Source organism: Megasphaera hominis (assembly GCF_014269395.1).
Taxonomy (GTDB): Bacteria; Bacillota; Negativicutes; order Veillonellales; family Megasphaeraceae; genus Megasphaera; species Megasphaera hominis.
The window spans coordinates 1-23,731 of the sequence record NZ_JACOGK010000028.1; the positions used below are offsets into that span (position 1 = coordinate 1).

Consider the following 23,731-nt stretch of genomic DNA (forward strand, 5'->3'; position numbering starts at 1 on the left):
CTAGCACCGTATGTAGTTTTTCTTCTGCACAAACCTTAGTTCTATGCATATTAAATGCTCCCTTCCAAGTAGAGTGAGATTTTATTATTTCTCATGTCTACCTAGAAGGGAGCATATCACCTGCGGAACGGGCTCTTTTTTTGCGTGTGTTATAACGACGTTTTGACTTCCACACCGGAGATGGCTTCATAAAATTTCACGAAGCAGGCATTGTCTTCCCGGCCGTGACCGGCCTGCATGAGGCTGGCCGTCATCTGTTGTACCAAACCGGCCTGGGGCAATGACACATCCAGATTTTTCGCCGTTTCCATGGCATTATTAATGTCCTTCATCTGATTTTCCAAGAAGCCGCCAGGCGCGAAATCACGCGCATAGATACGCGGTGCCTTTTGTTCCAAAATGGCACTGCCAGCCAGGCCGCTGCGTACGGCTTCATAGACCTTCTTCGGGTCGGCGCCGGCCTTTTGTCCCAAAACCAAGGCTTCCGATACGGCGGCAATGTTTATAAAACAAATGATCTGATTGCAAAGCTTGGTCACCGAGCCGGCACCGTTCGGGCCCGTGACGACAGCCGTAGAACCCATAGCCTGAAAGACCGGGTCTGCCTGCCTGGCAACATCTTCATTACCGCCGATCATGAAGGCCAGCGTGCCCGCTATGGCACCAGGTTCACCACCACTTACGGGGGCATCGAGGAAGGAACAGCCCTTCGCTTTTGCTAAGGCGGCAAAGTGCTGCGATTCAGCCGGCGAGACGGAGCTGGAATCGATGAGGATCGTGCCCGGCGAGATATCGGCCAAGACGCCATCCGGACCGGTCAGTACCTGTTCCACAACGGAGCCATTGGGCAGCATCGTAATGACTACATCCTGATTGGCAGCCGTTTCCCTGGCTGTGGCCATGACCTTGACGCCCTGGCCTTTTAATTCGGCAATGGCTGCGTGATTGCCGTGCCCATTGTCAATGATCGTTACGTCCATGTGTGCTCGCACCAAATTGCGGACCATAGGCACCCCCATGATCCCTAAGCCGATAAAACCAATTTTCGTCATTTCTTTCACCCTTTCGTGTATGTCTGGACCATGCTTTTAATCGGCTCAAAGCTGCGCCGGTGAATAGGACACGGTCCGTATTGCTGTAAGGCATCCATGTGGGCCTGCGTCAAATAGCCCTTGTGGACGGCAAAGCCGTACTCCGGGTATTCTTTATCATACGCTACCATCAGCCGGTCCCGCGTCACCTTGGCAATGATAGATGCAGCGGCAATGGACGCGCTGAGGGCATCACCGTGCACGAGAGAACGATGGGGTATGGCCAGGTCCGGCAAGGGCATAGCATCGACTAATACCTCTTCTGGCCGGACCTTCAAAGCGGCGACAGCGTCATACATGCCCTGCTGTGTAGCATGATAGATATCGAGGGCATCGATTTCCTTTTCCGACTTGGCAATACAGGAAACGGCTACGGCTTCCTCCATGATCTTATCGTAAAGGAGTTCCCGTTTGGCCGGCGAAACCTTTTTGCTGTCGTTCAGGCCGGGACATTCCCAGTACGGCGGCAGGATGACCGCAGCGACCATGACCGGACCGGCTGCCGGTCCGCGGCCGGCTTCATCGATACCGGCAACATGGTAGATGTTTTCATTGTAATACTGCGTTTCATACGCGTACATCTGGAGCAGCCGTTCCCGCTCCTCTTCTTCCCTTACTTTACGACGCATGAAGGCAGCTGCCTCCTTCTGGACGGATACGCGCTTATCATGCTCCATGGCTTCCAAAATCTGAGGCACATCCGTTTCGGCTGCCATGAGGAGCGCCTTGATTTGAGCTACCTTTAATTGGCTAATATCCATCTAAATCGCCCCTTCTGTCATTTCAGCGACCCGGTCCAGAGAGATAGGACCGATTTTTCCTTCGCGGAATTCCTTTAAGATAAGCTTGTACGTCTTTTCCAAGTCGACTACGCCACCGGCGACGATACAGCCCCGTTTGTGGCCAATCATGTCAATTGTAACCAATGGATCGTCTGAGAGCTCTGTCAATTTGTAGCGTGTCATGAGGGCCTGAGGATACCAGCGGCTAAGCTCTGTAATGAGCTGGGTCATGACCGTTTCCATATCGAAGACTGTATCGGAAATGGCACCTGTAGCGGCCAGACGGTAGGCACTGACCTGGTCTTCCAGCTTGGGCCAGAGAACGCCTGGCGTATCGAGGAGGTCCAGCTGATTGCCAATGCGCACCCACTGCTTGCCTTTCGTTTCGCCTGGCTTATCAGCCGTCTTGGCTACATTACGGTGCGATAATTTATTGATCAGCGTCGATTTGCCTACGTTCGGTATACCTAAGATCATGGTCCGTACAGAGCGCGTTTTCAGTCCCCGGGCTTTCCAGTGATCGAGCTTTGGCTTAGCCAGCTGCTGGGCCAATGCCGTCAGCTGTTTGACACCCTTGCCGCCCTTGCTGTCCATGGCGATGACCAGACGGCCTTGCTGCTTATACCAGGCCATCCATTCCTTGAGGCATTCCGGATCGGCCAGGTCAGACTTGTTGAGGACGACGATAGACGGCTTCTGGCCAATGAGCTTGGCAATCATGGGATTGGTACTGCTCAAAGGAATGCGCGCGTCGACGAGCTCAATAACCACATCGATGACCTTCAGGTTATCTTCTATTAAACGACGGGCCTTGGCCATATGGCCGGGGAACCAGTTGATAATCATATATTTCTTCCACCTTTCTGTGACTCTTGCAGAGGCCCTGCGTTGGCCTTATTTTTAAGTATACCATATTTATTCAGCAAGACAAAAGAGCCGGCCTGTCTCACCCCAAAGAGGGAAACAGGCCGGTCAGGAAACGACACGACGTACTTAGTGCTGTACAGGAGCTGTCATGGGTTTTGCTTTTTCTGCTGCTTCTTCCGTTACGATAACGTTGCGGGACAAGAGGCTCGTGCCGCCGAAGACGAGGGCACAGACGATCCATTCTGCATAGATGACGTGCGGCAGTACGCGTACTTCCGGAACGAGCATCCAAAGGACGAGAACGATAATGGAAGCCATGAGCGTGTAGAAGGCTGCCTTCTTGGCACAATATTTCGGTGCATACATAGTCATGAGGATGATTACGGCGAAGGCCGTCATCAGGGAAAGGCCAGCCATGAGGGTCGAAATGATGCCGCTAATGGTAAGGGCGAAGCCTAATGTCAGGAGTCCCAAGAGGAGGACAGATACGCGGGTCACCTTCATATATTTGGCATCGGACATATCCGGGCTGATGAACTGTTTGTGAATATCGTGGGAATAGAGCGTCGCTGCCGAAAGGAGCAGGTTGCAGGCAGTGCTTACATCGGCGGCCCAGAGGGAAGCCAACGTAATACCGGCGATCCAGGGATTGAGGCCCATGATCAGCTGCGGCAACGCCGATGTCGGGGAAATCTGAGGATACATTTCTGCGGCAATGACGCCGAGGAGGGCGGCGATGAAGCCGACGGGAAGCATGATCAAACCACCGATGATGAAGCCCCGGCGTGCGGTCTGTACGTTCTTGGCGCCCAGGGAAATCTGAATGATGGCCTGCAGCGAAATGTTAACCGTAACCAAGACGACAATCCACGTAACAATGGTCATGGGACCGACACCGGAAATGAAATCAAGGGACGTGACTGACGGTGCCTGAATGGCAACCGTGTCGATGCCGCCGGCCATGGTCAGAATGAGGAAGGCAGCGACGGTAATGCCGATATATTGGAGGGTTACGTTGAGGACATTAGACTGGCTTGCCGACCACATACCGCCGATGAGCGTAATGCCGATGAATACGACAGCGCTCGTGAGCATACCCGTAAGCGGTGTGAAGATGTCCGGCATGAGAGCCGCTAAGATAGCACCGCCGGCGACGTACTGCAGGCTCATAATGACGAGCTGCACGAGAATCTGACAGGCAATGCCGGCGATCATCGCCGGACGGTCGTAGTAGCGTTCGAGTAATTCCGGAATGGTCGTAATGTTGAGCTGACGGTATTTCTTAGCTACTGTCAGGCCCATGACGACGGCGCCAATGCCCCAGGCGGCTGTATACCAGCCGGCCGACAGACCAACCTTATACGCTTGTTCGGCTACGCCAATCGTAGACGCGCCGCCGACGGCCAGGCCGACGATTGAAACGGTAATCAGCGGTGTCGTCAGTTTACGGCCTGCCAGGACGTATTCTTCCGTCGATCCGGCAGCGCGCCGTTTTACATACCAGCTAATACCAAAGAGGACGCCAATATAAGCCAAAATAATAAGTACTTGAATCCATGTCGTCTCCATGTGTAAAACCCCTTTCTGTACATCAAAATGAATAAATAAAAAAATCGTCCCTCCTAGAGGGACGATTGTCTCGCGGTACCACCCTGCTTATCCGGTTTGAGTATAAAAAAAGAGCAGTACCTCAGGAACGGAATCATATCCGCGGTACCACCCTGCTTATCTCGAATCAGATCAACTCATGGCCGTGTAACGGCAGCTACTCCGGTGCAACCTACTCGTATTTCAATCGCACAGTTCAGGAACGAACTTCACACTACGGCACCCACCGGTTCGCACCGACCACCGGCTCTCTGAGAGATATACGCAGTATTACTTTTTTCCATCACAACTTTTAACTTATCTTGTTGTTGAGTATTATTATACAGGAAACTACCCTAAAGTCAAGGCTATTTTCTGATTTTATTTTAAGGTAAACGTTAAACTAAAAAATAATTTTCCTTTCTATTCTTTATTTGTTATCTTATATGACAAAAGGCGTACAGCCTGTGTGAGCCGTACGCCTTCTCTCTTTCCTATATTACGTTATACTTAGCCTTTACGGGATTCTGTGAGATCCTGAATGTGGGCAATGAATTCATCGATCGGTTTGGCGCCGATATCCCCTTTAGAGCGATCGCGGATGGAGAGAGTCTGGCTTTCCATTTCCTTATCGCCAATGATAGCCATGTACGGAACCTTTTCCATCTGGGCTTTGCGGATCTTGTAGCCGATCTTTTCGTTGCTTTCGTCTACTTCTACGCGGATGCCGAGTTTCTTGAATTTCTTACGCAATTCTTTGGCATATTCCAGGTGTTTGTCCGAAATGGGCAGGAATTTGACCTGTACCGGAGCGAGCCATACCGGGAAAGCACCGCCATAGTTTTCAATGAGGATGCCCAGGAACCGTTCAACCGAACCGAAGCAGGTACGATGTACCATGACCGGACGATGTTTCTGGCCATCTTCGCCGATGTAGGTCATGTCGAAGCGTTCCGGCATGAGCATATCGAGCTGGATGGTACCGCACTGCCACGTACGGCCAATGGAGTCCTTAACGTGGAAGTCCAGTTTCGGGCCGTAGAATGCACCGTCGCCTTCATTGATCTGATAAGGAATTCCCCGTTCTTCAATGACTTCACGCAGGGTATTCGTAGCGAGGTCCCAAATTTCATCGGAGCCCATGGAGTCTTCCGGACGGGTGGACAGTTCTACGTGATAGTCCAAGCCGAATACCTTGTAGGCTTTATCGAAAAGGTCCATAACGCCGCGGATTTCCGATTTCATCTGGCTCGGCAGCATGAAGATGTGCGCATCATCCTGGGTGAAGCAACGGACGCGGAAGAGACCGTGCAGGGCACCGTGTAATTCATGACGATGAACAAGGCCCAGTTCTGCCATACGCATAGGGAAATCACGGTAGCTGTGGACGTTGCTCTTATATACGAGGATACCGCCCGGGCAGTTCATCGGTTTGATTGCATACGGTTCATCATCAATGGTGGTGAAATACATGTTGTCACGATAGTGATCCCAGTGACCAGACTGTTCCCACAGATGACGGCTGAGAATCGTCGGTGTGCTGATTTCATCGTATTCGGCTTCCGAATGAAGTTCATACCAGAATTTCAGCAGTGTCTTACGGAGTACCATGCCTTTAGCATGGAAGAACGGGAAGCCCGGGCCTTCTTCGTGGAAGCTGAAGAGATCCATCTGCTTGCCCAGTTTGCGATGATCACGTTTTTCTGCTTCTTCCAGCATGTGGAGATAGTCTTCCAATTCCGATTTCTTTTCGAAAGCTGTCCCATAAATACGCTGGAGCATCTTGTTGTGTTCATCACCGCGCCAGTACGCGCCTGCTACAGTCTGCAGCTTAAAGGCCTTGACAGCGCCTGTAGAAGCTGCATGAGGCCCTCTACAGAGGTCAACGAAGTCGCCTTGGCGATAGAGGGAAATCTGCACGTCTGCGGGCAGATCCTGAATCAATTCTACTTTGTAATCCTGACCGGCTTTCTTGAACATGTCGAGAGCAGCGTCACGGCTGATTACTTCTTTTTCGAGGGGCAGATTTTCCTTGACGATTCTTCCCATTTCCGCTTCGATAGCCGCAAAATCTTCCTGTGTAAAGCGATGTTCTGTATCCATATCGTAGTAGAAGCCATTTTCAATGGACGGGCCAATAGCAAATTTGACGCCCGGGAAGAGGTGCTGAATGGCCTGCGCCATAATATGGGCAGCCGTATGACGTAAGGTGTCCTTGCCTTCCTGTGTATCAGCGCCCAGGAATTCAACGGTCGAACCATCTATAATTGTTTCGCGCAAATCTGTTATTTCTCCATTGACCTTTGCGACGAGTACTTTTTTTGCCAAGCTGTTGCTCAGCTGTTTCACAGCTTCCTGCAACGAAATGCCATCGGCAAATGATTTCTTTGTGCCATCTTTCAAAATTAATTCTGCCATAAAAAATCCTCCTTTGTAAACAAAAAGCTCCCGTCCGCAAGGGACGAGAGCATACTCACGTGGTTCCACCCTAGTTCATGGAAGGCCCGGCCTTTCATGTACTCAAGCGCTGTAACGGTACGACCGTATCATTGTACTTCGTTCCAATGATCAGCTCCAAGGTGGTAATACATCGTTTCTTTATAGGATACTCACAGCAGCTGTATCCCTCTCTGCATAAAGTGACCGATGATCTTGTCCTTATCAAAGCCTTTATCAACTTCAATTTACCTGTTCAGTATACGGCTCTTTTTCATAAAAGTCAAGATTGAATACACGAATATTATTTTGTTATATATCGGTTATTTTTTTAGATATGTCGTCTCTTCTATTATTGCAGAGAACGATTACAGACCAAGAAGCAAGAACTTTAATTTTTAAAACAATATGTATTATTTCATAATTACTTTTAGAGATTTTATACTAGTAATTTATATTAATTAGTAATTATTACTAACTTTTTCTCAAGAAACATTATAATTTGGCATATAACGTGGTATAATGATAGTAGAAAAAATATTTAATATTGATATAAAACGCGGAAGCTTCTACCTCTGCAGTTTATATACGATATCTCAGGTTTTGCACCACCGACAGGAGAGATGACCTATGCAAGAATACGGCAGACTGAGAGAATTACGGTATGAAGCCAGACGTTCCCAGCAGGAAATTGCAGACATGCTGCATTGCACACAGGTTGCATACAGCCTGTATGAATCAGGAAAGAGAAAAATTTCTATTGCCCGCCTGGCCATTTTGGCTCGTTTCTATGAAACGTCCATTGATTATTTAGTAGGCCTTGTTGATGAAAGAAAGCCGGCCGGTCCTTATGTAAAGGATTGGAAGGAACTTCGTTAACAGGAAGGGCTAGCCTATACAAAGAGCCCAAAAAAAGACCTGTCTCTGACGAGACAGGTCTTTTAAGCGTCTTGACGAATCAATTAGCCTTTGATTTTTTTGATAGCTTCTGTGAGCATCGGAACGACTTTGAATGCGTCGCCAACGATACCATAGTCGCATACTTTGAAGATCGGAGCATCTTCGTCTTTGTTGATAGCGATTACGCAATCAGCACCACTCATGCCAGCGAGATGCTGGATAGCGCCGGAGATACCGCATGCAATGTAGATCTTAGGACCAACAGTTTTACCTGTCTGGCCTACCTGATGGAGAGCGTCGATCCAGCCAGCATCAACAGCTGCACGGGAAGCACCAACAGCACCGCCGAGGAGATCAGCCAGGTCTTTCAGCATGCCTGTGAACGGTTCAGGACCATTCATGCCACGGCCGCCGGAAACGATAACGTCAGCTTCTTCAATTTTAACGCCTTCGCCGCCCATTTTGATGAGTTCAACGAATTTCGTCATGAAGTCAGCATCTGTGAGGTTAGCTGTCTTTTCGATAACTTCGCCAGTTGCGCTCGGATCAGCTTCCGGTTTTTTGAATACGTTCGGGCGAACAGTACCCATCTGCGGACGGTTATCCGGGCAAATGATTTCAGCCATGATGTTGCCGCCGAGAGCCGGACGAGTCCAAACGATCGTCTTGTTGTCGTCGTCAACAGCGAGGCCTGTGCAGTCAGCCGTAAGGCCTGTCTGCAGGGAGTTGGCAACACGCGGGCCGAGGTCACGGCCGATGTTCGTAGCGCCAACGAGGAATACGTTCGGTTTTACTTCGTTGAAGAAGTCGCAAATAACTTTTGCATATGCCGTCGTATTGTAGTTTTCGAGTTTTTCGTCATCATATACGTATACTTTGTGAGCGCCGTGAGTAATCAGTTCCTGTGCCAACGGTTTTACGTTATGACCAATGAGGATCGCACCTACTTCATCACCGATGGTGTCAGCTAAAACGCGAGCCTGGCCCAACAGTTCGAAAGATACGTTACGTAATTTGCCTTCGAATTGTTCAGCAATTACATATATGCCTTTGTATTCTGCTAAATCCATTTTCACTTTTCCTCCTTAGAATTAAATGATCTTCTGTTCAGTCAGTTTTTCCATCAATGTGTCAACTGCTGCCTGGTAATTGTCATCTTCGACAGGAATTACGAGACCCTGAGTTCTCTGAGGCGGTGTGAAAATCTTACGAACTTTTGTCGGCGAACCGCTCAAACCGATCTTAGATTCATCAGCCTTTACGTCGTCAGCAGACAGTTCAGGAATTTCGCGGCGTTTTGCTTTCATCGTACCACGGATGGTCGGGAAGCGTGGTTCGTTCAATTCTTTTACAGCCGTGATCAAAACAGGGAATTTAGCTTCTGTTACGATATAGCCTTCTTCGTTCTGCTGTTTAACAGTAACGGTGTCGCCTTCGACTTTCAGATCAGCAGCGTATGTGATCTGCGGAATGCCGAGTTCGCAAGCGATCTGCGGGCCAACCTGAGCTGTATCGCCATCGATAGCCTGTTTACCGCAAAGAATGATATCGAATTTTTCAATGCCTTTGAGTTCAGTTACTTTCTTGATGGCCTGTGCAATGCAGTAGCCTGTAGCGAGAGTATCGGAACCACCGACTTTGCGGTCGGTCAGGAGATATGCTTCATCAGCGCCCATAGCTAAACCTTCGCGAAGAACGTCTTTTGCCTGCGGGGGCCCCATGGAAAGCAAGGTAACCTTTGCGCCCTGATTATCTTTTAACTGAAGAGCAGCTTCCAAAGCGTTCTGGTCGAACGGATTGAAGATGTTCGGTACACCGGCACGAATGACGGTATGTTTTACGGGATCAATCTTAACTTCTGCTGTGTCTGGAACCTGTTTGACACATACCAATATTTCCATATTTCTGTTGCCTCCTAAATATAATTTTATATCAGCAGAACTAATGTCTGCGTCAATAGCATACCATAAATTAGCGGAGAAGTGCACTTGATGTAACCATGAGCTGTACTTCGTTGGTGCCTTCGTAGATCTGCGTGATCTTAGCATCGCGGAGATGACGAGCTACCGGGTATTCTTCGCTGTAGCCATAGCCACCGAAGATCTGAACGGCTTCCGTAGCGATTTCCATAGCTACGTCAGAAGCAACTCTCTTGGCAATAGCAGCATCTACTGAGAACGGCTGGTCTTCCTGTTTCTTGCAGGCAGCCTTGTAAACGAGGAGACGTGCAGCTTCGACTTTCATCTTCATGTCAGCCAATTTGAAGGAAATGGACTGGAATTTGCAAAGCGGTTTGCCGAACTGTACACGCTGTTTGGAATATTCAACGGCATCCTGGAGGGCTGCTTCAGCAATACCGAGAGCCTGGGCAGCAACGCCAATACGGCCGCCGTCCAAGGTCTTCATAGCGATCTTGAAGCCTTGGCCTTCCTGGCCGAGGAGGTTTTCAGCAGGAACCTTTACGTCCTGGAAAACGAGTTCCATCGTCTGGGACGTGTGAATACCAAGTTTGTCTTCTTTTTTGCCGAAAGTGAAGCCAGGCATGTCCTTTTCAAGGATGAAAGCACTGATACCGTTGTGACTGCCCTGGGATTTGTCAGTCATAGCGAAGACGATATAAATATCGGCTGCGCCACCGTTTGTGATGAAGATTTTGGAGCCGTTCAGCGTATACGAGCCGTCTTCGTTTTTAACAGCTACCGTCTGCTGACCGGAAGCATCCGTGCCGGCATTCGGTTCTGTCAGGCCGAATGCGCCGAGTTTTTTACCTTCAACCAACGGGGTGAGGTATTTTTCTTTCTGAGCTTCTGTACCAAACTGCCAAATCGGGTTTGCGCAGAGGGAAACAGTAGCCGACAGGGTAATGGACATACCTGCGTCATATTTAGCCAATTCTTCTACAGCGAGGATATAGCTCAATACGTCGCATTCTGCACCGCCGTATTTTTCTTCAAAATAAGCGCCGCAGAGGCCGAGGCCGAGCATTTCGCTGACGAGATCTTCGTCAAAAATACCCTGGTGGTCACGTTCTGTGATCGTCGGAGCTAATTTCTTTTTGCCAAAACCAGCTGCGAGATTGATAAATTCCTGATGTACGTCTGTCAAGTTAAAATCCATTTGGTTTACACTCTCCTTAACACATGGTATGCAAAAACTTCATACATCCGGGCTGAAATAGCGGTACAACATAGGCGAGCTGTACGGCCTTTTACCCACACGCGGGTACCGGATATATCATCCGTACTGCTACAGGACAAACGGATAGAGCCTGCAAGTTCTTACATTTGCATTGTACAACTTTTCACGTATTTAATCAATAGAAAAAACAGCACTTTATACAATATATCCATTCCGTTTACTCATAGCAAATAGTTCCCACAAATAATAAAATAAATCTAAAAACGCAGTTATGCCCTAACAAATAATGACTATCAGGTTTTATTATTTTGCATGTTTATGCCTTATTTATTTTATCATAGCGCATCTGCCAGGACTTAGTATAAGCTCAGGAAATGGCGCAAAATATGGGCTGTAATGCCCCATATCACGTGATTTTCATAGCGGTAGATGTAGACCGAATAGGTCTTGCGGCGCCGCCATTCGCTCGTCGTATCCGGTGCAGCACTACGCAATAAATCAGACGGGAAATCCGGGCCCGGCCGGGTGGCAATTTCCATGCGCTTTTCTTCCGGCTGATACTGGCGCAGCCAGGCCAAGGGCACGGTAAAGACTTCATCGAGTTCATCCTTGCTAATTGAAAAATCAAGGCTGTGCAAGCGTGCTGCAAAGGGCCAGACCGTAACACCTACCATAGATTCCAAATAATCCAGAGGCCCCAGGATTTCTATGGCACTTCTCGCTATGCCCAGTTCCTCTTCCGTTTCTCTGATAGCCGCGGCCTGGGCGTTGGCATCAGCTGCTTCTATTTTACCGCCGGGAAAGCAAATATCCCGGGGCTGCCAAGACAGTTTGCTGCTGCGTACTTCAAAGAGCACATGTTCTTCTCCGTCTACTGTGACGACGGGCAGCAGGACGGCACAAGGTATATTATTTAAACAATGGAGGGCCTTGACGTGGCGCGTCGGGCTCAACCGTTCTTCCATGGTCATCTCCTCCTTATGGGAAAAAGGAGATGCACGATGGCATCCCCTTTTAGCATGTATTTATTTAACGACAATGTTGATAATCTTCTTTGGTACGACAATGAATTTAACGACCTGTTTGCCTTCGACAAAGGCTTTGACGTGCGGCCGTTCCAGAGCCAGCTCACGCAGCTTGTCCTGGTCCATTTCGACAGGTACCGTAATGCGGTCGCGGACCTTGCCGTTGACCTGGATTGGCAGTTCGATTTCATCGACCTGAAGGGCTGTTTCATCGACGTGCGGCCATTCCTGCTGGTGTACATCACCGTCGAAGCCCGCTTGCTGCCACAGTTCGGCTGCAATATGCGGCGTAAACGGAGCCAGTACCTTGAGCAGGTTTTGCATGGCTTCTTCAGCTACATCGCGACGGATGGTCTGGTTCTTGTCGACGTAGTTGTACATGGCGTTGACAAATTCCATGATGGAGCTGACAGCCGTGTTGAGGGCATAATGACCATCACTGCCACGGACGTCGTCTGTTACCTTGCGAATAGACGTATATTCGACGAAACGCAGGTCTTTTTCGGCCGCCGTATACGGACGGTCTGCTGCTTCGCCGTTTTTCGCCAGATCCAGGTACTGTTCGACAATACGCCATACGCGGTTGAGGAAGCGGTACGAGCCTTCTACACCCGTTTCGGACCAAGGCAGATCACGTTCCGGCGGGGCCGCGAAGAGAATGAAGAGACGGGCCGTATCAGCACCGTATTTGGCAACAATTTCTTCCGGAGATACGACGTTCCCCTTGGATTTACTCATCTTGCTGCCATCGAGGAGTACCATGCCCTGTGTGAGCAGGCGTTCGTACGGTTCTACCTTATCGACATACCCCGCATCATGGAGGACCTTCATGAAGAAACGGGCATAAATAAGATGCAAAATAGCGTGTTCGATGCCGCCAATGTACTGGTCGACGTTCATCCAATAATTAGCTTTCTTCGGATCGAAGGGCTGTTTTGTATTGCGCGGATCCGTATAGCGCAGGTGGTACCACGACGAGCACAGGAACGTATCCATCGTATCAGTTTCGCGGATAGCCGGACCACCGCATTTCGGGCACGTCGTGTGCAGGAACTTTTCACTCGTTTCGAGAGGCGACGTAGCACCAGCGGTAAACTGGACGTCTTCCGGCAGTTCAACCGGCAGCTGCTCTTCCGGTACGAGCTGTTCGCCACATTTTTCGCAGTAGACGACAGGAATGGGCGCACCCCAGTAACGCTGGCGGGAAATGAGCCAGTCGCGCAGACGGAAGTTAACCGTTGCTTTGCCGCAGTTGTGATCGACGAGCCACTGGGTAATAGCTTTCTTCCCTTCTTCAATAGAAAGGCCGTTGAATTCGCCGGAATTGATCAGATAGCCTTCGCCTTTATAGGCTTCTGTAATTTCGTCGTGTTCGTAATCGATCTTGCCTTCCGTATCCTGAATGACGTAATGGATAGGAATATTGTATTTTTTGCAGAATTCGAAGTCACGCTGATCGTGGCCGGCAACGCCCATGACGGCGCCTGTACCATAATCGACGAGGACGTAGTTGGCAATCCAGATTGGTACCTGTTCGTTATTGAGCGGATTTACGGCGTAGGCACCGGTAAACATACCGACTTTTTCTACGTCTTCCGACGTCCGTTCCATATCGCTCTGGTTGCGCATCTTTTCAATGAAGGCGCGCAGTTCAGCTTCGTTCGGTTTGCCTTTGATGATGCGTTCGACAAAGCGGTGTTCCGGCGCGAGGACGACAAAGCTGGCACCAAAAATCGTATCGACACGGGTCGAGAAGAGTTCTACCCGTTCGCCGATTTCCGGAATTTCAAAGAAGAAGTTGGCCCCTTCGCTGCGGCCAATCCAGTTGCGCTGCATGGTCTTAACGCGTTCCGGCCAGCCCGGCAGTTTATCCAGGTCGTCGAGGAGCCGGTCAGCGTAGTCTGTAATCTTGAAGAACCACTGTTTCAGGTCCTTTTTGACGACCGGGTTGTCGCAGCGCCAGCAAATACCGCCTTCAGCCTGTTCGTTAGCCAAAACCGTGTGGCAATGTTCGCACCAGTTAACCTTGGCTTCCTTACGATAGGCCAGACCCCGTTTGTACATCAGTTCAAACATCCACTGCGTCCATTTATAGTATTCTTTATGGCACGTAGCAACTTCACGATCCCAGTCATACGAGAGGCCTAAGGATTTCTGCTGCCGTTCCATGTTGGCAATATTGTCATAGGTCCATTTTGCCGGCGGGATGTTGTGCTGAATCGCCGCATTTTCGGCAGGCATGCCGAAGGCATCAAAGCCCATGGGATGAATGACATTATAACCGAGCATTCTTCTGTAGCGGGCAATGACGTCGCCAATAGCATAGTTACGCACATGGCCCATGTGCAGGTTGCCCGACGGATACGGGAACATTTCCAATACGTAATACTTCGGTTTATCACTTTCGTCCGGACATTTATCCACTTTTTCGTCCAGCCATTTTTGCTGCCATTTCTTTTCTATTTCCTGTGGAATGTATTTTTCCATAGCACGACCCCCGTATCTTAAAAATGTATTGCAGGTAAAGTTGTTGACTTTTTTATTATAATTGTCGTAACACGTCAAGTCAATTCATGTTTGGCAAATCCCTGCCAAAAATTAGCTGGTTCAAAGCCTTTGCGCCAGAATGAGGCACCGCCCAAATGGTACTGAGGAATCAGTTTTACTTTTTCTTTAAGAGATTTATCATCTTCAAACCAGATTTTGAGGCGTCCTTCCGGCAGCTGTACGTCGAGCTTATAAAGACCCAGGGCATTGTCCCAGACGACAGACGACTTATATTTGTTGCGTACAGCCTGGCTGTCAGCAAGGGTCAGTGTGCGCACGAAGAGCTTGGGCTTCTTGGCAGCTGCCTTAGCTGCAGCCGCCTGTTTCGTACCATTGCCAGCTTCTACAGCGGTCTCCGTTACGGCTGCCGGCCAGTCAGCCAGGTCCTTGGGCAGATCCTTGCCGTTAGCCGCTTCATACCACACGCGCATGTAGAGCGGCATGCCGAGGATGACCTTTTCAGCCGGCACGGACTGGAGTGTATTTTTGATGGACGTTTCTACCCAGGGCAGCGTCGCTGTAGGCCCGGCGACAGGGCTCGTGCGGCCTACTTGGTCGTAGGCCATGAGCATGACATAATCGAGGCTTTTACCGAGGGCCTGGCGATTATATACCATAGACCAATTAGGACTATCCGACGGAGCCGTTACATCCATGGAAACTTTCAGGCCGTAGGCATGGGCTACGTCGGAAAATTCCCGGACGAACTGTGTCAGGAGGTCTCTATCACTATAGTTGACGTTTTCAAAATCGATATTGTAGCCGGCAAAGTCATAGAGGATGCTGTAGCCGATGAGCTCCTTAATAAGCTGTTTGCGCAGGTTCGGCTGGGACAAGACTTCATGGGTCAGCTTGGGACTAAAGTCATTATCGACAAGTGGCCATATTGCATAGCCCTTTTCCTGCCACGACGTAATGAGCGTATCCAGATCGGGATTGCGCAGGACAATGCCCTTACTGGAAAGGCGGAAGGCACACGGTGAAAGGACGGGCTGTTTGGTCTTTAATTCCGGAATAGGGCTTTTTTCATCCATAACCGGGTCCCAGAAAAGGACCATTCCCAAATTACCTTTTTTCGTGATTTCCGGAGCAGACGGGACAGACTGCTTCAGCTCTGCCGCCGTACGCTTAGCCTTGGCAGGCGGCAAGAGGGATTTCGTTTCACCGTCCAAAACATAGCTGATACCTAAAAAGCGGCGTATGCGGCCAATGCTGATGTTACGGCCTTCCTTACTCTTCGCGCCCGGCAGGGTCAGGCTCACGTTACGGTCCTGGCCGAGAACCTTTTCGGCCGTCGCGTTTTGCGGCAGGCGGAACCAATACTGCCCTTCTTTATCGGGATTGGCATAGACGCCATACTGCTCCAGGGCCTTGTCCGTGACAAGCCAGCGCTGGCCATCGTCGACAATCTGCAGATCTTTAATCGTGCCACTTTTTATGGGGTTTTGCACAACCGGCACGGAAAAAGCCGGATCTGCCTCCTTGCCGGCACTATCACTTTGGGCGGCCCAGACAGCATTGCCTGTCGTCATGACCAACACCGCCAGGAGTGCTAATTTCTTTGCAATACCTTTATATACCATGCATATCTCCTTACAAACGAGGGGGCTGCCGCCTTAGAGGCTCTGACTTCCCTAATTGACAGCCCCGTTGTATAATAAAACGACTGTAATTTTCTATACAGTGACTTTTATTATATCACAAAGGGGCGCTCTTTTATGCATCAATATCTATTTTTTATTGGTTCCTTCCCCATCCGTGCCTATGGCCTGCTCTTTATGCTGGGCATCGTCTCGGCCGGCATTACGGGCTACTATATTATGAAACGCGACGGCCGTGGCTGGCACACCCATATATTTGACTTCACCATGTATTGTGGTCTCGCCGGTATTGTCGGCGGCCGTCTCTGGGATGTGTTCTTCTTCGATTGGCCGTACTATCACAATCATCTCCTGGAAATCCCCTTCGTCTGGCAAGGCGGCATGGCTATCCAGGGAGGCCTTCTCTTCGGCGCCATTGCCGGCATTGCCTACACGAAATATCACCATATCGATACATGGGCCTTTGCCGACCTCCTGGCACCGGCCATCATCCTGGGCCAGTCCATTGGCCGTATGGCCAACCTCATGAACGGCGATGCCTTCGGCCATCCTACAGGCGGTAACTTCGGGATTCTCTACCCGGAAACGACGTTAGCCTACCATACGTATGGCAATCAGCCCCTCTGGCCGGCTGAAGTGTGGGAAGGCCAGCTCGATATTCTGGCTTTCGTAGCACTCCTCTTCTACAGCTCCTTTCCCCATAAGAAAGGACAGGTTTTCTGCCTCTACGTCATGCTCTACGCTGTAGAACGGTTCTTCCTGGAATTCCTGCGCGGTGACTACGTATCCCTTACGCTAGGCCTGAAATCAGCGCAAATGACCAGCGTCATCGCCTTTGTCATTGCGGCAGCCGTCTTTATCTACCTGCATTTCAAAGGCAGCGTAGACGAACCGCCCCAGCCCGGCACACCAGCCCCGGAAGATAAGAACGCCTAAGCGCCCAAACATACAAAACACCTCATCGACAGCCCTTGCGGACGTCTCGATGAGGTGTTTTTTGTACGTACGTTTTATTTCTGATCCCGTTCCAACGCTTCCTTCAGCGTATGCCAGGCGAGAACGGCGCATTTTACGCGGGCCGGCATATTGGAAATGTTTTTCAGGGCAATGGCATCTTCCAGTTCTTCCAGTTCATCATCGTCGGTTACTTCCCGTTTGATCATATCGAGGAAGAGATCGACCAGGCGCAGCGCTTCTTCTACGCTCTTGCCTTTAATGAGATCGATCATAATGTCTGCCGAAGCCTGGCTGATAGCACAGCCATGGCCCGTATAGGCAGCATCCTTAATGATGCCGTCCTGGATATCGGCCTGCAGCGTAATGTCATCGCCACAGCTCGGGTTATGACCGTGTTCCTGCAGATTAGCCTGATCCAGGGGGTGTTTGTTTTCCTGACACTGGTTATGTTCCAGAATGATGTCAGAGTACAATTCATTCATGTTTTCCATCGTCGACGCTCCTTAATCCTTAAAGCCCATCTGTTTCCGTACGAGGGGCAGTTTTTCCAGGAAATAGTCTACTTCATCCAGTGTATTGTAGATATAGAAGCTGGCCCGGTTCGACGCTTCGACGCCGAGGTGGCAGCCTAAAGGCTGGGCGCAGTGATGGCCGGAACGGATGGCGATACCAAAGCTGTCGAGAATGGTCGCCGCATCATGGGGATGTACGCCATCGATGGTGAAGGTAATGACGCCCGTCTTTTCTGCCGGATCCGTGCTGCCGATAATATGGATATGGGGGATTTTTTTCATCCCTTCCAGGCAGCGCGTGGTCAGTTCGTGTTCGTGTTCTTCAATGGCATCCATGCCCAGGTCTTCCAGGTAATCGATGGCTGCGTGCAGGGCTACAGCACCTTCGACGTTCTGGGAACCAGCTTCAAACTTGAAGGGCAGTTCGTTAAAGGTCGTCGACTGTTCCTGTACGTATTCGATCATATCGCCGCCCAAGAGGAACGGTTCCATATCTTCCAGAATGGCTTTTTTGCCATAGAGGACGCCTGTGCTGGCAGAACCGCACATCTTATGGCCTGAGAAGACGAAGAAATCACAATCTATATCCTGAACGTCCGTCTTCATATGCGGTACGGACTGGGCCCCATCGACAATGGCCACGGCACCGACTGCATGAGCACGGGCTACGATTTCTTTAACCGGCCGTTTCATGCCATAAACGTTGCTCACGGCGGCGAAGGAAACGATCTTCGTGCGGTCGTCGATCTTGGCCAGGTCTGCTTCTGTAATATGACCTTCTGCATCGAGATACATGTAGTCCAGTTCAGCACCGGTCTTCTGGCAGACACGCTGCCACGTAACGAGGTTGGAATGATGTTCCGAAATGGGAATGACAATCTTGTCGCCTTTATGGAGATGTGTTTCCCCATAGCTGCGGGAAATGAGGTTCAAGGCTTCCGTCGTATTGCGAACGAAGACGATTTCCTGCGTCGATTTGGCATTGATAAAGCGGCGTACTGCTTCGCGGGCTTCATCGTACAGTTCGCCTGCTTCAATGCTCAGGACATGGGCGCCACGATGGGGATTGCCATTGTGGTTTTCCAAGAGATCTACGATAGCGTGAATAACCTGGTACGGCTTCTGCGTTGTCGCTGCGTTGTCAAAATAAACGATCTGATGTCCGTTATGGACTTTAGTCAAGATGGGGAAATCTCTGCGTACATTTAGCATTGCAATCACCTTTCTTCTGACAAAATTGCATTTTTTCACGGAACGCCTGGAGGGCTTTATTTTCCAAATCTTTGTCGCCCAATGCATCGATGATGGGGCGGATATTCGATTCGACGATGATCAGCTGGGCACCGGCTTCGTTAAAGCCACGGCTCATGAGATAAAACAGTTTATCTTTGTCGATCTGGCCGGCACTGGAGGCATGGTTGCCGACAACGTCGTCTTCCTTGCACAAGAGCAGCGGCACAGAAATGGAATGTACCTGCGGGCTCAAGAGGATACACGTATCCGATTCGGAGCCTACGGCTTTTTTGCCGCCGCGGAGAAAATCAATCGTGCCGCGGAAATATTTTTTCGATGTATCGAGAAGGGCCCCGGAAGTGACGATGTCCGTATTGGTTTTGACGCCCTGCGTCGGTACCCAGTACGAAAAGTCTACGACCTGGTCCTTGTCGCCTAAATACATGGCTTTGCTGTTAAAGGTACTTTCGTCATGCATGAGGTCCGTCTTGTAGTAGGAAATGGCCGTTTTGCCGCCCAGTTCAGCGTTCACATAATCGACGACGCTTTCCTTGCCGGCATCGGCATAGCGGTGTTCTACGTGGCGTACGTTTTCGCCATGGAGCTGGACCTTGCTGATTTTGACATGGGCTTTTTCCTCTGTCTTGACGTAGGTCAGGAAGTTGACAGCCCCCTGTTCGCTGCCGCCTTCAAAGAGAAGGTATACGTGCAGGTCACTGCCGGCACCGGCTTCAACAGTCAGCTGGCCTGTGAGCTGCGGCTGGGCCTCGCTCAGTGTATAAGTGAGCCAGACGGAACCGGTCTGGCCGGCTGCGGTCTTTACAGCACAGCCTGTTTCACTTTGTGTAAGGGCACGCTGCAGTTCTTCCGGGTTAGCCCCCTGGAAGTCTCCTAAATCGGGTACGCCATTGCCATCATAGAAGGACACGCTGACGTCCCCTTCGTGGCGTTCTGCCGGCGTATAGGCAGTTACAGCTCCGGCAGCCAGCGGATCGAGTTCCAGATGATTGACTTTCATCCAGCGAAAGGTTGGACGCGGGAGTTGGTTATATTCAATAACAGGCTTATCTTTTCTCATTCTGCTCCTCCTCCCTTATTTCAACGAACCTTTAAGTTCGAGATTGATAAGATTGTTCATTTCTACGGCATATTCCAGAGGCAGGGCCTTGGATACCGGTTCTACGAAGCCCCGTACGAGCATGGCCCGTGCTTCGTCTTCGGAAAGGCCGCGGCTCATGAGGTAGAAAATCGCTTCATCAGAAATACGGCCGATAGAGGCTTCATGACCAAGATCGATGTTGTCGTTCTTGACGACAATAGCCGGGATCGTATCGGACTGGGACTGTTCGTCCAGCATCAGGGATTCGCAGCTGACGTTGGCTTTGGCCCCTTCTGCTCTCGGGTTGATGACGACACAGCCACGGTAAATGCTGACGCCGCCGCCCTTGCTGATGGATTTGGAGTTAATGTTGCTCGATGTATGCGGTGCATTGTGTACGACCTTAGAGCCTGTATCGAGATACTGGCCGGCACCGGCAAAGGTAACACCCGTAAATTCGCAGTGTGCGCCTTCACCCTGAAGGATACTCATAGGATAGAGGCAGGACGTATGGGAACCGAAGGACCCGGTAACCCAGTTAATCGTACCGTTCTTGCCAACAATAGCCCGTTTCGTATTCAGGTTGTACATATTTTTAGACCAGTTTTCAATGGTCGAATAGGTCAGCGTAGCGTCGTCGCCGACGAACAATTCAACACAGCCGGCGTGCAGGTTGGCTACATTGTATTTCGGTGCGGAACAGCCTTCGATAAAGTGTACCTTTGCACCCTTTTCGACGATGATCATGGTATGTTCAAACTGGCCAGCCCCTGGTGCATTAAGACGGAAATAGCTCTGCAAGGGAATGGACACATCGACACCGGCCGGTACATAGACGAAGGAACCACCAGACCAGACAGCACCATGGAGGGCTGCAAACTTGTGGTCCGACGGCGGTACCAGCTTCATGAAGTGAGCTTTGACGACGTCTTCGTATTTTTCCAGAGCCGTATCAAAGTCCGTGTAGATAACGCCCTGCTCTACCAGTTCGTCCTGAATGCTGTGGTAAACAACTTCCGAGTCATACTGGGCGCCGACGCCGGCAAGGGATGTCTTTTCCGCTTCCGGAATACCCAGGCGGTCGAACGTGTCTTTAATATCTTCCGGCACATCTTCCCACTTGCCCTGCATCTGCGAGTTCGGGCGCACGTAGGTGACGATATTATCCATATCAAGTTCGCTAATATCAGGACCCCACGTAGGGAATTTCATGCGATAAAACAAATCCAGCGATTTCAGGCGGAAATCGAGCATCCACTGCGGTTCATGTTTCTTTTCCGAAATTTCACGGACAATTTCCGGCGTCAGGCCGGCATCTGTTTTATAGGAATAGGTAAAATCATTCTTAAAGTTATAGATATTGCCGAAGTCAGAAAAGGTTTCTATTTTCTGGCGTTCGTCATTTAATTTCTTTTCCCGTTCTTCAATGATGTTTTCTCTTTCATCAGCCATAGTCGTACCTCCTATCAGGCCTGTCCTCTGAATGCATCGTACCCGTTGGCTTCGATGACCTGGATCAGGGAGGCATCGCCGGTCTTAACGATCTTGCCGTCAATGAGTACATGAACGAAGTCAGGTTTCAGATTCTGCAGGATTTCACTGTGATGCGTAATTACGAGAATCGAATTGGTTTCGTTGTGATACCGTTCGACCGTTTCAGAAACAATACGGACAGCATCGACGTCGAGGCCCGAGTCGATTTCATCGAGCATGGTCAGTTTCGGTTCAAGCATACACATTTGGAGAATTTCTGTCTTTTTCCGTTCGCCGCCGGAGAAGCCGTCATTGACATAGCGTTCGGCATAGGAGCGGTCCATGCGCAGCTGTTCCATCTGTTTGTGAAGCTTTTTGCGGAACGGCATGATGCGCTGCTGTTCACCGGAAACGGTGCTCTTCGCGTTGCGAATGAAGTTTTCTACAGAAATCCCCTGTACAGCAATAGGCTGCTGGAAGGCCATGAAAATACCGGCTTTGGCACGTTCATTGACCGGTGCTTCCGTAATATCCTGGCCTTCAAAGAAGATTTTCCCGGCTGTGACTACATATTTAGGATTGCCCATAATGGCATTGAACAAGGTAGACTTGCCGGCGCCATTCGAGCCCATGATAACGTGTGTTTCCCCCGTATTGATCGTTATGTCGAGTCCTTTGAGGATTTCTTTGCCTTCTACAGCAACATGTAATCCTTCTACTCTTAATAATTCACTCATTTTTATCACTCCTATGAGACTACTCGTTTCCGAGCCTGGTATATTGTAAATGTATACTTTTTAACTACACATAAGGTTACTCCATTATGCAGTTAAAGTCAACTATTTTGGTGCTATTTGACTATTTTTTTCTAAAAAAACAAATTGGCGTAAAAAGGGACTGCGCATGCGCAGTCCCAGGCTTACCTTTTTCTTTTACTGTGGACCAGCTGACCTGCCGCAGCGATGACGGCTAAGAGCAATAACACGAGTAGCTTCGCCGTCGGTCCTTCCACAGCAATGGCATATATGAGATAGAAAAAAACAACACACCAGAGAAAAATATTGATCTTGCGTGTCATGCGTCTGCCTCTTGCGCCTGCTGTTTTTGCAGGGCCAGCGTGGCCTGAATGTACATGGCACATTCAATACGTTTTTTCTGGATCTGGCAGCTCAACGCATACGGCGTCCGGATGTCACCGCCGTACTTGATGTTGTTGGCATGACAGCCGCCGCTGCAGAAGAACTTCGCCCAGCACTTACAGCATTCCGGTTTATTGAGAACATGCATGTCCCTAAAGAGGGCCGGCAGCTGCGTATTGGTCACGCCGTCATAGACGTTGCCAATGACGTAGCCATCCTGGCCGACGAACTGATGGCACGGATAAATGTCACCGTTCGGTACGACGCACATGTATTCATGACCGGCGCCACAGCCGCGCAGGCGCTTAGCGATGCAGGGGCCGCGGTAGAGGTCCATGATGAAGTGATAATAAATGAACGGATGGCCTTCGAGCTGGCGTTTCAGGTAAAGGTCCGTCAGATTTTCATATTCTGCAAAAATGCGCGGCAGGTCTTCTTCCGTAATCGCATAAGACAAATCATCGCCGACAACCGGTTCCATCGAGAGGCCTTCAAAGCCCAGGTCAGCCATGTGTTCTACGTCCTTCGTAAAGTCCAGGTTGTATTTGGTGTACGTGCCACGTACGTAATATTCTTCGCCGTTGCGGTGCTTGGCAGCATAGACCTGGTTGCGGGCACACGTTTCATATGACCCCTGGCCGCCTGCATTGGGGCGCATGCGGTCGTGTACTTCCTTACGGCCATCGAGACTCAAGATGAGGCTGATGTGATTATCCGTCAAATATTTCACCTTTGCCGGATCGAGGAGCATACCGTTCGTCGTCAGAGACAGTTTAAATACCTTGTCGTGGATCTTTTCCTGTTCCCGGATGTATTCGATGGTCTGCTTGACTACGTCGAAGTTCATGAGCGGTTCGCCGCCGAAGAAATCGATTTCGCAGTGCTGGCGCTTGCCCTTGGTGCTTTCAATGAGCATATCGACAGCACGGCGGGCTACGTCAAAGCTCATGAGCTCCCGGCGGTGCGTATCGTAGTCGCCTTGGGAGGCAAAGCAGTACTGGCAGCGCAGATTACAGTCGTGGGCAATGTTGAGACAGAGCGATTTAATGACCGGTTCTTCTTCTGCGACGACCTTGAAGGTTTCACACATCGGTGCAAAGAGCATTTCTTTGGCAATGAGTTCATCCAGTTCTGCCAGGGATTCATCCAGGTCCTGCCGGCTGTACGTGCCGTCAAGGGCTGCGTAGACATCATCCTTGTTGTCCCCTTTATAGGTATCGAGGATGTCGTACGTAATTTTATCGATGACGTTAATAATACCGCTGTTGACGTCGAGCAGCATATATGTGCCATTCTGGCAATATTTATGAATCATTGGTTGTATCTTAGCCATAGTTCCTCCAT

19 protein-coding genes and 2 other annotated features are annotated in these 23,731 nt (G+C 50.1%); of the genes, 2 read left to right on the plus strand and 17 right to left on the minus strand.

Features of this window, described 5'->3' with window-relative positions; all coding sequences use genetic code 11:
• Positions 1–149: 149 nt before the first annotated feature.
• The 5 genes from H8J70_RS09335 to thrS form a co-directional block, all read right to left on the minus strand.
• Positions 150–1,052: an NAD(P)-binding domain-containing protein gene (locus H8J70_RS09335; protein WP_186503851.1), complete on the minus strand. Its 903-nt coding sequence runs from the start codon at positions 1,050–1,052 to the stop codon at positions 150–152.
• Between the two features lie 5 nt (positions 1,053–1,057).
• Positions 1,058–1,852, minus strand: a complete 795-nt coding sequence (locus H8J70_RS09340; protein WP_186503853.1) for a ribonuclease HII — start codon at positions 1,850–1,852, stop codon at positions 1,058–1,060.
• Entirely contained in the window at positions 1,853–2,719 is an 867-nt protein-coding gene (gene ylqF, locus H8J70_RS09345; protein WP_186503855.1) for a ribosome biogenesis GTPase YlqF, read from the minus strand. It abuts the gene before it with no gap.
• Between the two features lie 147 nt (positions 2,720–2,866).
• Positions 2,867–4,309 carry a sodium:solute symporter family protein gene (locus H8J70_RS09350; protein ID WP_186503857.1) on the minus strand — a complete coding sequence of 481 codons (1,443 nt, stop codon included), beginning with the start codon at positions 4,307–4,309 and terminating at the stop codon, positions 2,867–2,869.
• Positions 4,310–4,429: 120 nt separating this feature from the next.
• Positions 4,430–4,644 (minus strand) — a binding site (T-box leader).
• A gap of 193 nt (positions 4,645–4,837) precedes the next feature.
• Positions 4,838–6,745 (minus strand): threonine--tRNA ligase, encoded by a 1,908-nt coding sequence (thrS, locus tag H8J70_RS09355; protein WP_186503858.1) that lies wholly within the window; start codon positions 6,743–6,745, stop codon positions 4,838–4,840.
• Positions 6,746–6,781: 36 nt separating this feature from the next.
• Positions 6,782–7,001: a binding site (T-box leader), on the minus strand.
• Positions 7,002–7,393: 392 nt separating this feature from the next.
• Here thrS and H8J70_RS09360 point away from each other — a divergent pair.
• Positions 7,394–7,642, plus strand: a complete 249-nt coding sequence (locus H8J70_RS09360; RefSeq protein WP_186503859.1) for a helix-turn-helix domain-containing protein — start codon at positions 7,394–7,396, stop codon at positions 7,640–7,642.
• Positions 7,643–7,725: 83 nt separating this feature from the next.
• On the opposite strand, the gene H8J70_RS09365 is transcribed toward H8J70_RS09360, so the two are convergent.
• The 6 genes from H8J70_RS09365 to H8J70_RS09390 all read right to left on the minus strand — a co-directional run bounded on the left by H8J70_RS09365 (position 7,726) and on the right by H8J70_RS09390 (position 15,956).
• Positions 7,726–8,733 carry an electron transfer flavoprotein subunit alpha/FixB family protein gene (locus tag H8J70_RS09365; protein ID WP_186503860.1) on the minus strand — a complete coding sequence of 336 codons (1,008 nt, stop codon included), beginning with the start codon at positions 8,731–8,733 and terminating at the stop codon, positions 7,726–7,728.
• Positions 8,734–8,754: 21 nt separating this feature from the next.
• On the minus strand, positions 8,755–9,564 hold the full coding sequence (locus H8J70_RS09370; protein ID WP_186503861.1) for an electron transfer flavoprotein subunit beta/FixA family protein: 810 nt from the start codon (positions 9,562–9,564) through the stop codon (positions 8,755–8,757).
• A gap of 70 nt (positions 9,565–9,634) precedes the next feature.
• The gene (locus tag H8J70_RS09375; protein ID WP_186503862.1) at positions 9,635–10,780 is read right to left on the minus strand and encodes an acyl-CoA dehydrogenase; all 1,146 of its coding nucleotides are present in this window, start codon (positions 10,778–10,780) and stop codon (positions 9,635–9,637) included.
• A gap of 377 nt (positions 10,781–11,157) precedes the next feature.
• Complete coding sequence (locus H8J70_RS09380) at positions 11,158–11,766, minus strand: NUDIX hydrolase (protein WP_186503863.1); 609 nt, start codon at positions 11,764–11,766, stop codon at positions 11,158–11,160.
• Between the two features lie 60 nt (positions 11,767–11,826).
• Complete coding sequence (gene leuS / locus H8J70_RS09385) at positions 11,827–14,313, minus strand: leucine--tRNA ligase (RefSeq protein WP_186503865.1); 2,487 nt, start codon at positions 14,311–14,313, stop codon at positions 11,827–11,829.
• A 74-nt stretch (positions 14,314–14,387) separates the two neighbouring features.
• Positions 14,388–15,956, minus strand: coding sequence for a glycosyl hydrolase family 18 protein (locus tag H8J70_RS09390; protein ID WP_186503868.1), 1,569 nt, complete (start codon positions 15,954–15,956; stop codon positions 14,388–14,390).
• Positions 15,957–16,091: 135 nt separating this feature from the next.
• Here H8J70_RS09390 and lgt point away from each other — a divergent pair, with 135 nt between their 5' ends.
• A complete protein-coding gene (gene lgt, locus H8J70_RS09395) occupies positions 16,092–16,910 on the plus strand; it encodes a prolipoprotein diacylglyceryl transferase (protein WP_186503870.1) in 819 nt (272 codons plus the stop codon).
• A gap of 74 nt (positions 16,911–16,984) precedes the next feature.
• Here lgt and sufU read toward each other — a convergent pair whose 3' ends face one another.
• The 6 genes from sufU to scfB form a co-directional block, all read right to left on the minus strand.
• On the minus strand, positions 16,985–17,422 hold the full coding sequence (gene sufU, locus H8J70_RS09400) for a Fe-S cluster assembly sulfur transfer protein SufU (RefSeq protein WP_186503872.1): 438 nt from the start codon (positions 17,420–17,422) through the stop codon (positions 16,985–16,987).
• A 12-nt stretch (positions 17,423–17,434) separates the two neighbouring features.
• Positions 17,435–18,655 (minus strand): aminotransferase class V-fold PLP-dependent enzyme, encoded by a 1,221-nt coding sequence (locus tag H8J70_RS09405; protein ID WP_222433661.1) that lies wholly within the window; start codon positions 18,653–18,655, stop codon positions 17,435–17,437.
• Positions 18,618–19,754, minus strand: a complete 1,137-nt coding sequence (locus H8J70_RS09410) for a SufB/SufD family protein (RefSeq protein ID WP_186503874.1) — start codon at positions 19,752–19,754, stop codon at positions 18,618–18,620. The genes H8J70_RS09405 and H8J70_RS09410 overlap by 38 nt, the downstream gene beginning before the upstream one ends.
• 15 nt (positions 19,755–19,769) lie before the next feature.
• Positions 19,770–21,227 carry a Fe-S cluster assembly protein SufB gene (gene sufB, locus H8J70_RS09415; protein WP_222433662.1) on the minus strand — a complete coding sequence of 486 codons (1,458 nt, stop codon included), beginning with the start codon at positions 21,225–21,227 and terminating at the stop codon, positions 19,770–19,772.
• Positions 21,228–21,241: 14 nt separating this feature from the next.
• Entirely contained in the window at positions 21,242–21,985 is a 744-nt protein-coding gene (sufC, locus tag H8J70_RS09420; RefSeq protein WP_186503875.1) for a Fe-S cluster assembly ATPase SufC, read from the minus strand.
• A 337-nt stretch (positions 21,986–22,322) separates the two neighbouring features.
• Entirely contained in the window at positions 22,323–23,720 is a 1,398-nt protein-coding gene (gene scfB, locus H8J70_RS09430) for a thioether cross-link-forming SCIFF peptide maturase (RefSeq protein ID WP_186503877.1), read from the minus strand.
• Positions 23,721–23,731 lie beyond the last annotated feature (11 nt).

Excerpts from the sequence above, each read along its gene's own strand:
- H8J70_RS09335 (WP_186503851.1), bottom strand. The coding sequence starts at position 1,052 with ATGACGAAAATTGGTTTTATCGGCTTAGGGATCATGGGGGTGCCTATG.
- H8J70_RS09340 (WP_186503853.1), bottom strand. The coding sequence starts at position 1,852 with ATGGATATTAGCCAATTAAAGGTAGCTCAAATCAAGGCGCTCCTCATG.
- ylqF (WP_186503855.1), bottom strand. The coding sequence starts at position 2,719 with ATGATTATCAACTGGTTCCCCGGCCATATGGCCAAGGCCCGTCGTTTA.
- H8J70_RS09350 (WP_186503857.1), bottom strand. The coding sequence starts at position 4,309 with ATGGAGACGACATGGATTCAAGTACTTATTATTTTGGCTTATATTGGC.
- thrS (WP_186503858.1), bottom strand. The coding sequence starts at position 6,745 with ATGGCAGAATTAATTTTGAAAGATGGCACAAAGAAATCATTTGCCGAT.
- H8J70_RS09360 (WP_186503859.1), top strand. The coding sequence starts at position 7,394 with ATGCAAGAATACGGCAGACTGAGAGAATTACGGTATGAAGCCAGACGT.
- H8J70_RS09365 (WP_186503860.1), bottom strand. The coding sequence starts at position 8,733 with ATGGATTTAGCAGAATACAAAGGCATATATGTAATTGCTGAACAATTC.
- H8J70_RS09370 (WP_186503861.1), bottom strand. The coding sequence starts at position 9,564 with ATGGAAATATTGGTATGTGTCAAACAGGTTCCAGACACAGCAGAAGTT.
- H8J70_RS09375 (WP_186503862.1), bottom strand. The coding sequence starts at position 10,780 with ATGGATTTTAACTTGACAGACGTACATCAGGAATTTATCAATCTCGCA.
- H8J70_RS09380 (WP_186503863.1), bottom strand. The coding sequence starts at position 11,766 with ATGGAAGAACGGTTGAGCCCGACGCGCCACGTCAAGGCCCTCCATTGT.
- leuS (WP_186503865.1), bottom strand. The coding sequence starts at position 14,313 with ATGGAAAAATACATTCCACAGGAAATAGAAAAGAAATGGCAGCAAAAA.
- H8J70_RS09390 (WP_186503868.1), bottom strand. The coding sequence starts at position 15,956 with ATGGTATATAAAGGTATTGCAAAGAAATTAGCACTCCTGGCGGTGTTG.
- lgt (WP_186503870.1), top strand. The coding sequence starts at position 16,092 with ATGCATCAATATCTATTTTTTATTGGTTCCTTCCCCATCCGTGCCTAT.
- sufU (WP_186503872.1), bottom strand. The coding sequence starts at position 17,422 with ATGGAAAACATGAATGAATTGTACTCTGACATCATTCTGGAACATAAC.
- H8J70_RS09405 (WP_222433661.1), bottom strand. The coding sequence starts at position 18,655 with ATGCTAAATGTACGCAGAGATTTCCCCATCTTGACTAAAGTCCATAAC.
- H8J70_RS09410 (WP_186503874.1), bottom strand. The coding sequence starts at position 19,754 with ATGAGAAAAGATAAGCCTGTTATTGAATATAACCAACTCCCGCGTCCA.
- sufB (WP_222433662.1), bottom strand. The coding sequence starts at position 21,227 with ATGGCTGATGAAAGAGAAAACATCATTGAAGAACGGGAAAAGAAATTA.
- sufC (WP_186503875.1), bottom strand. The coding sequence starts at position 21,985 with ATGAGTGAATTATTAAGAGTAGAAGGATTACATGTTGCTGTAGAAGGC.
- scfB (WP_186503877.1), bottom strand. The coding sequence starts at position 23,720 with ATGGCTAAGATACAACCAATGATTCATAAATATTGCCAGAATGGCACA.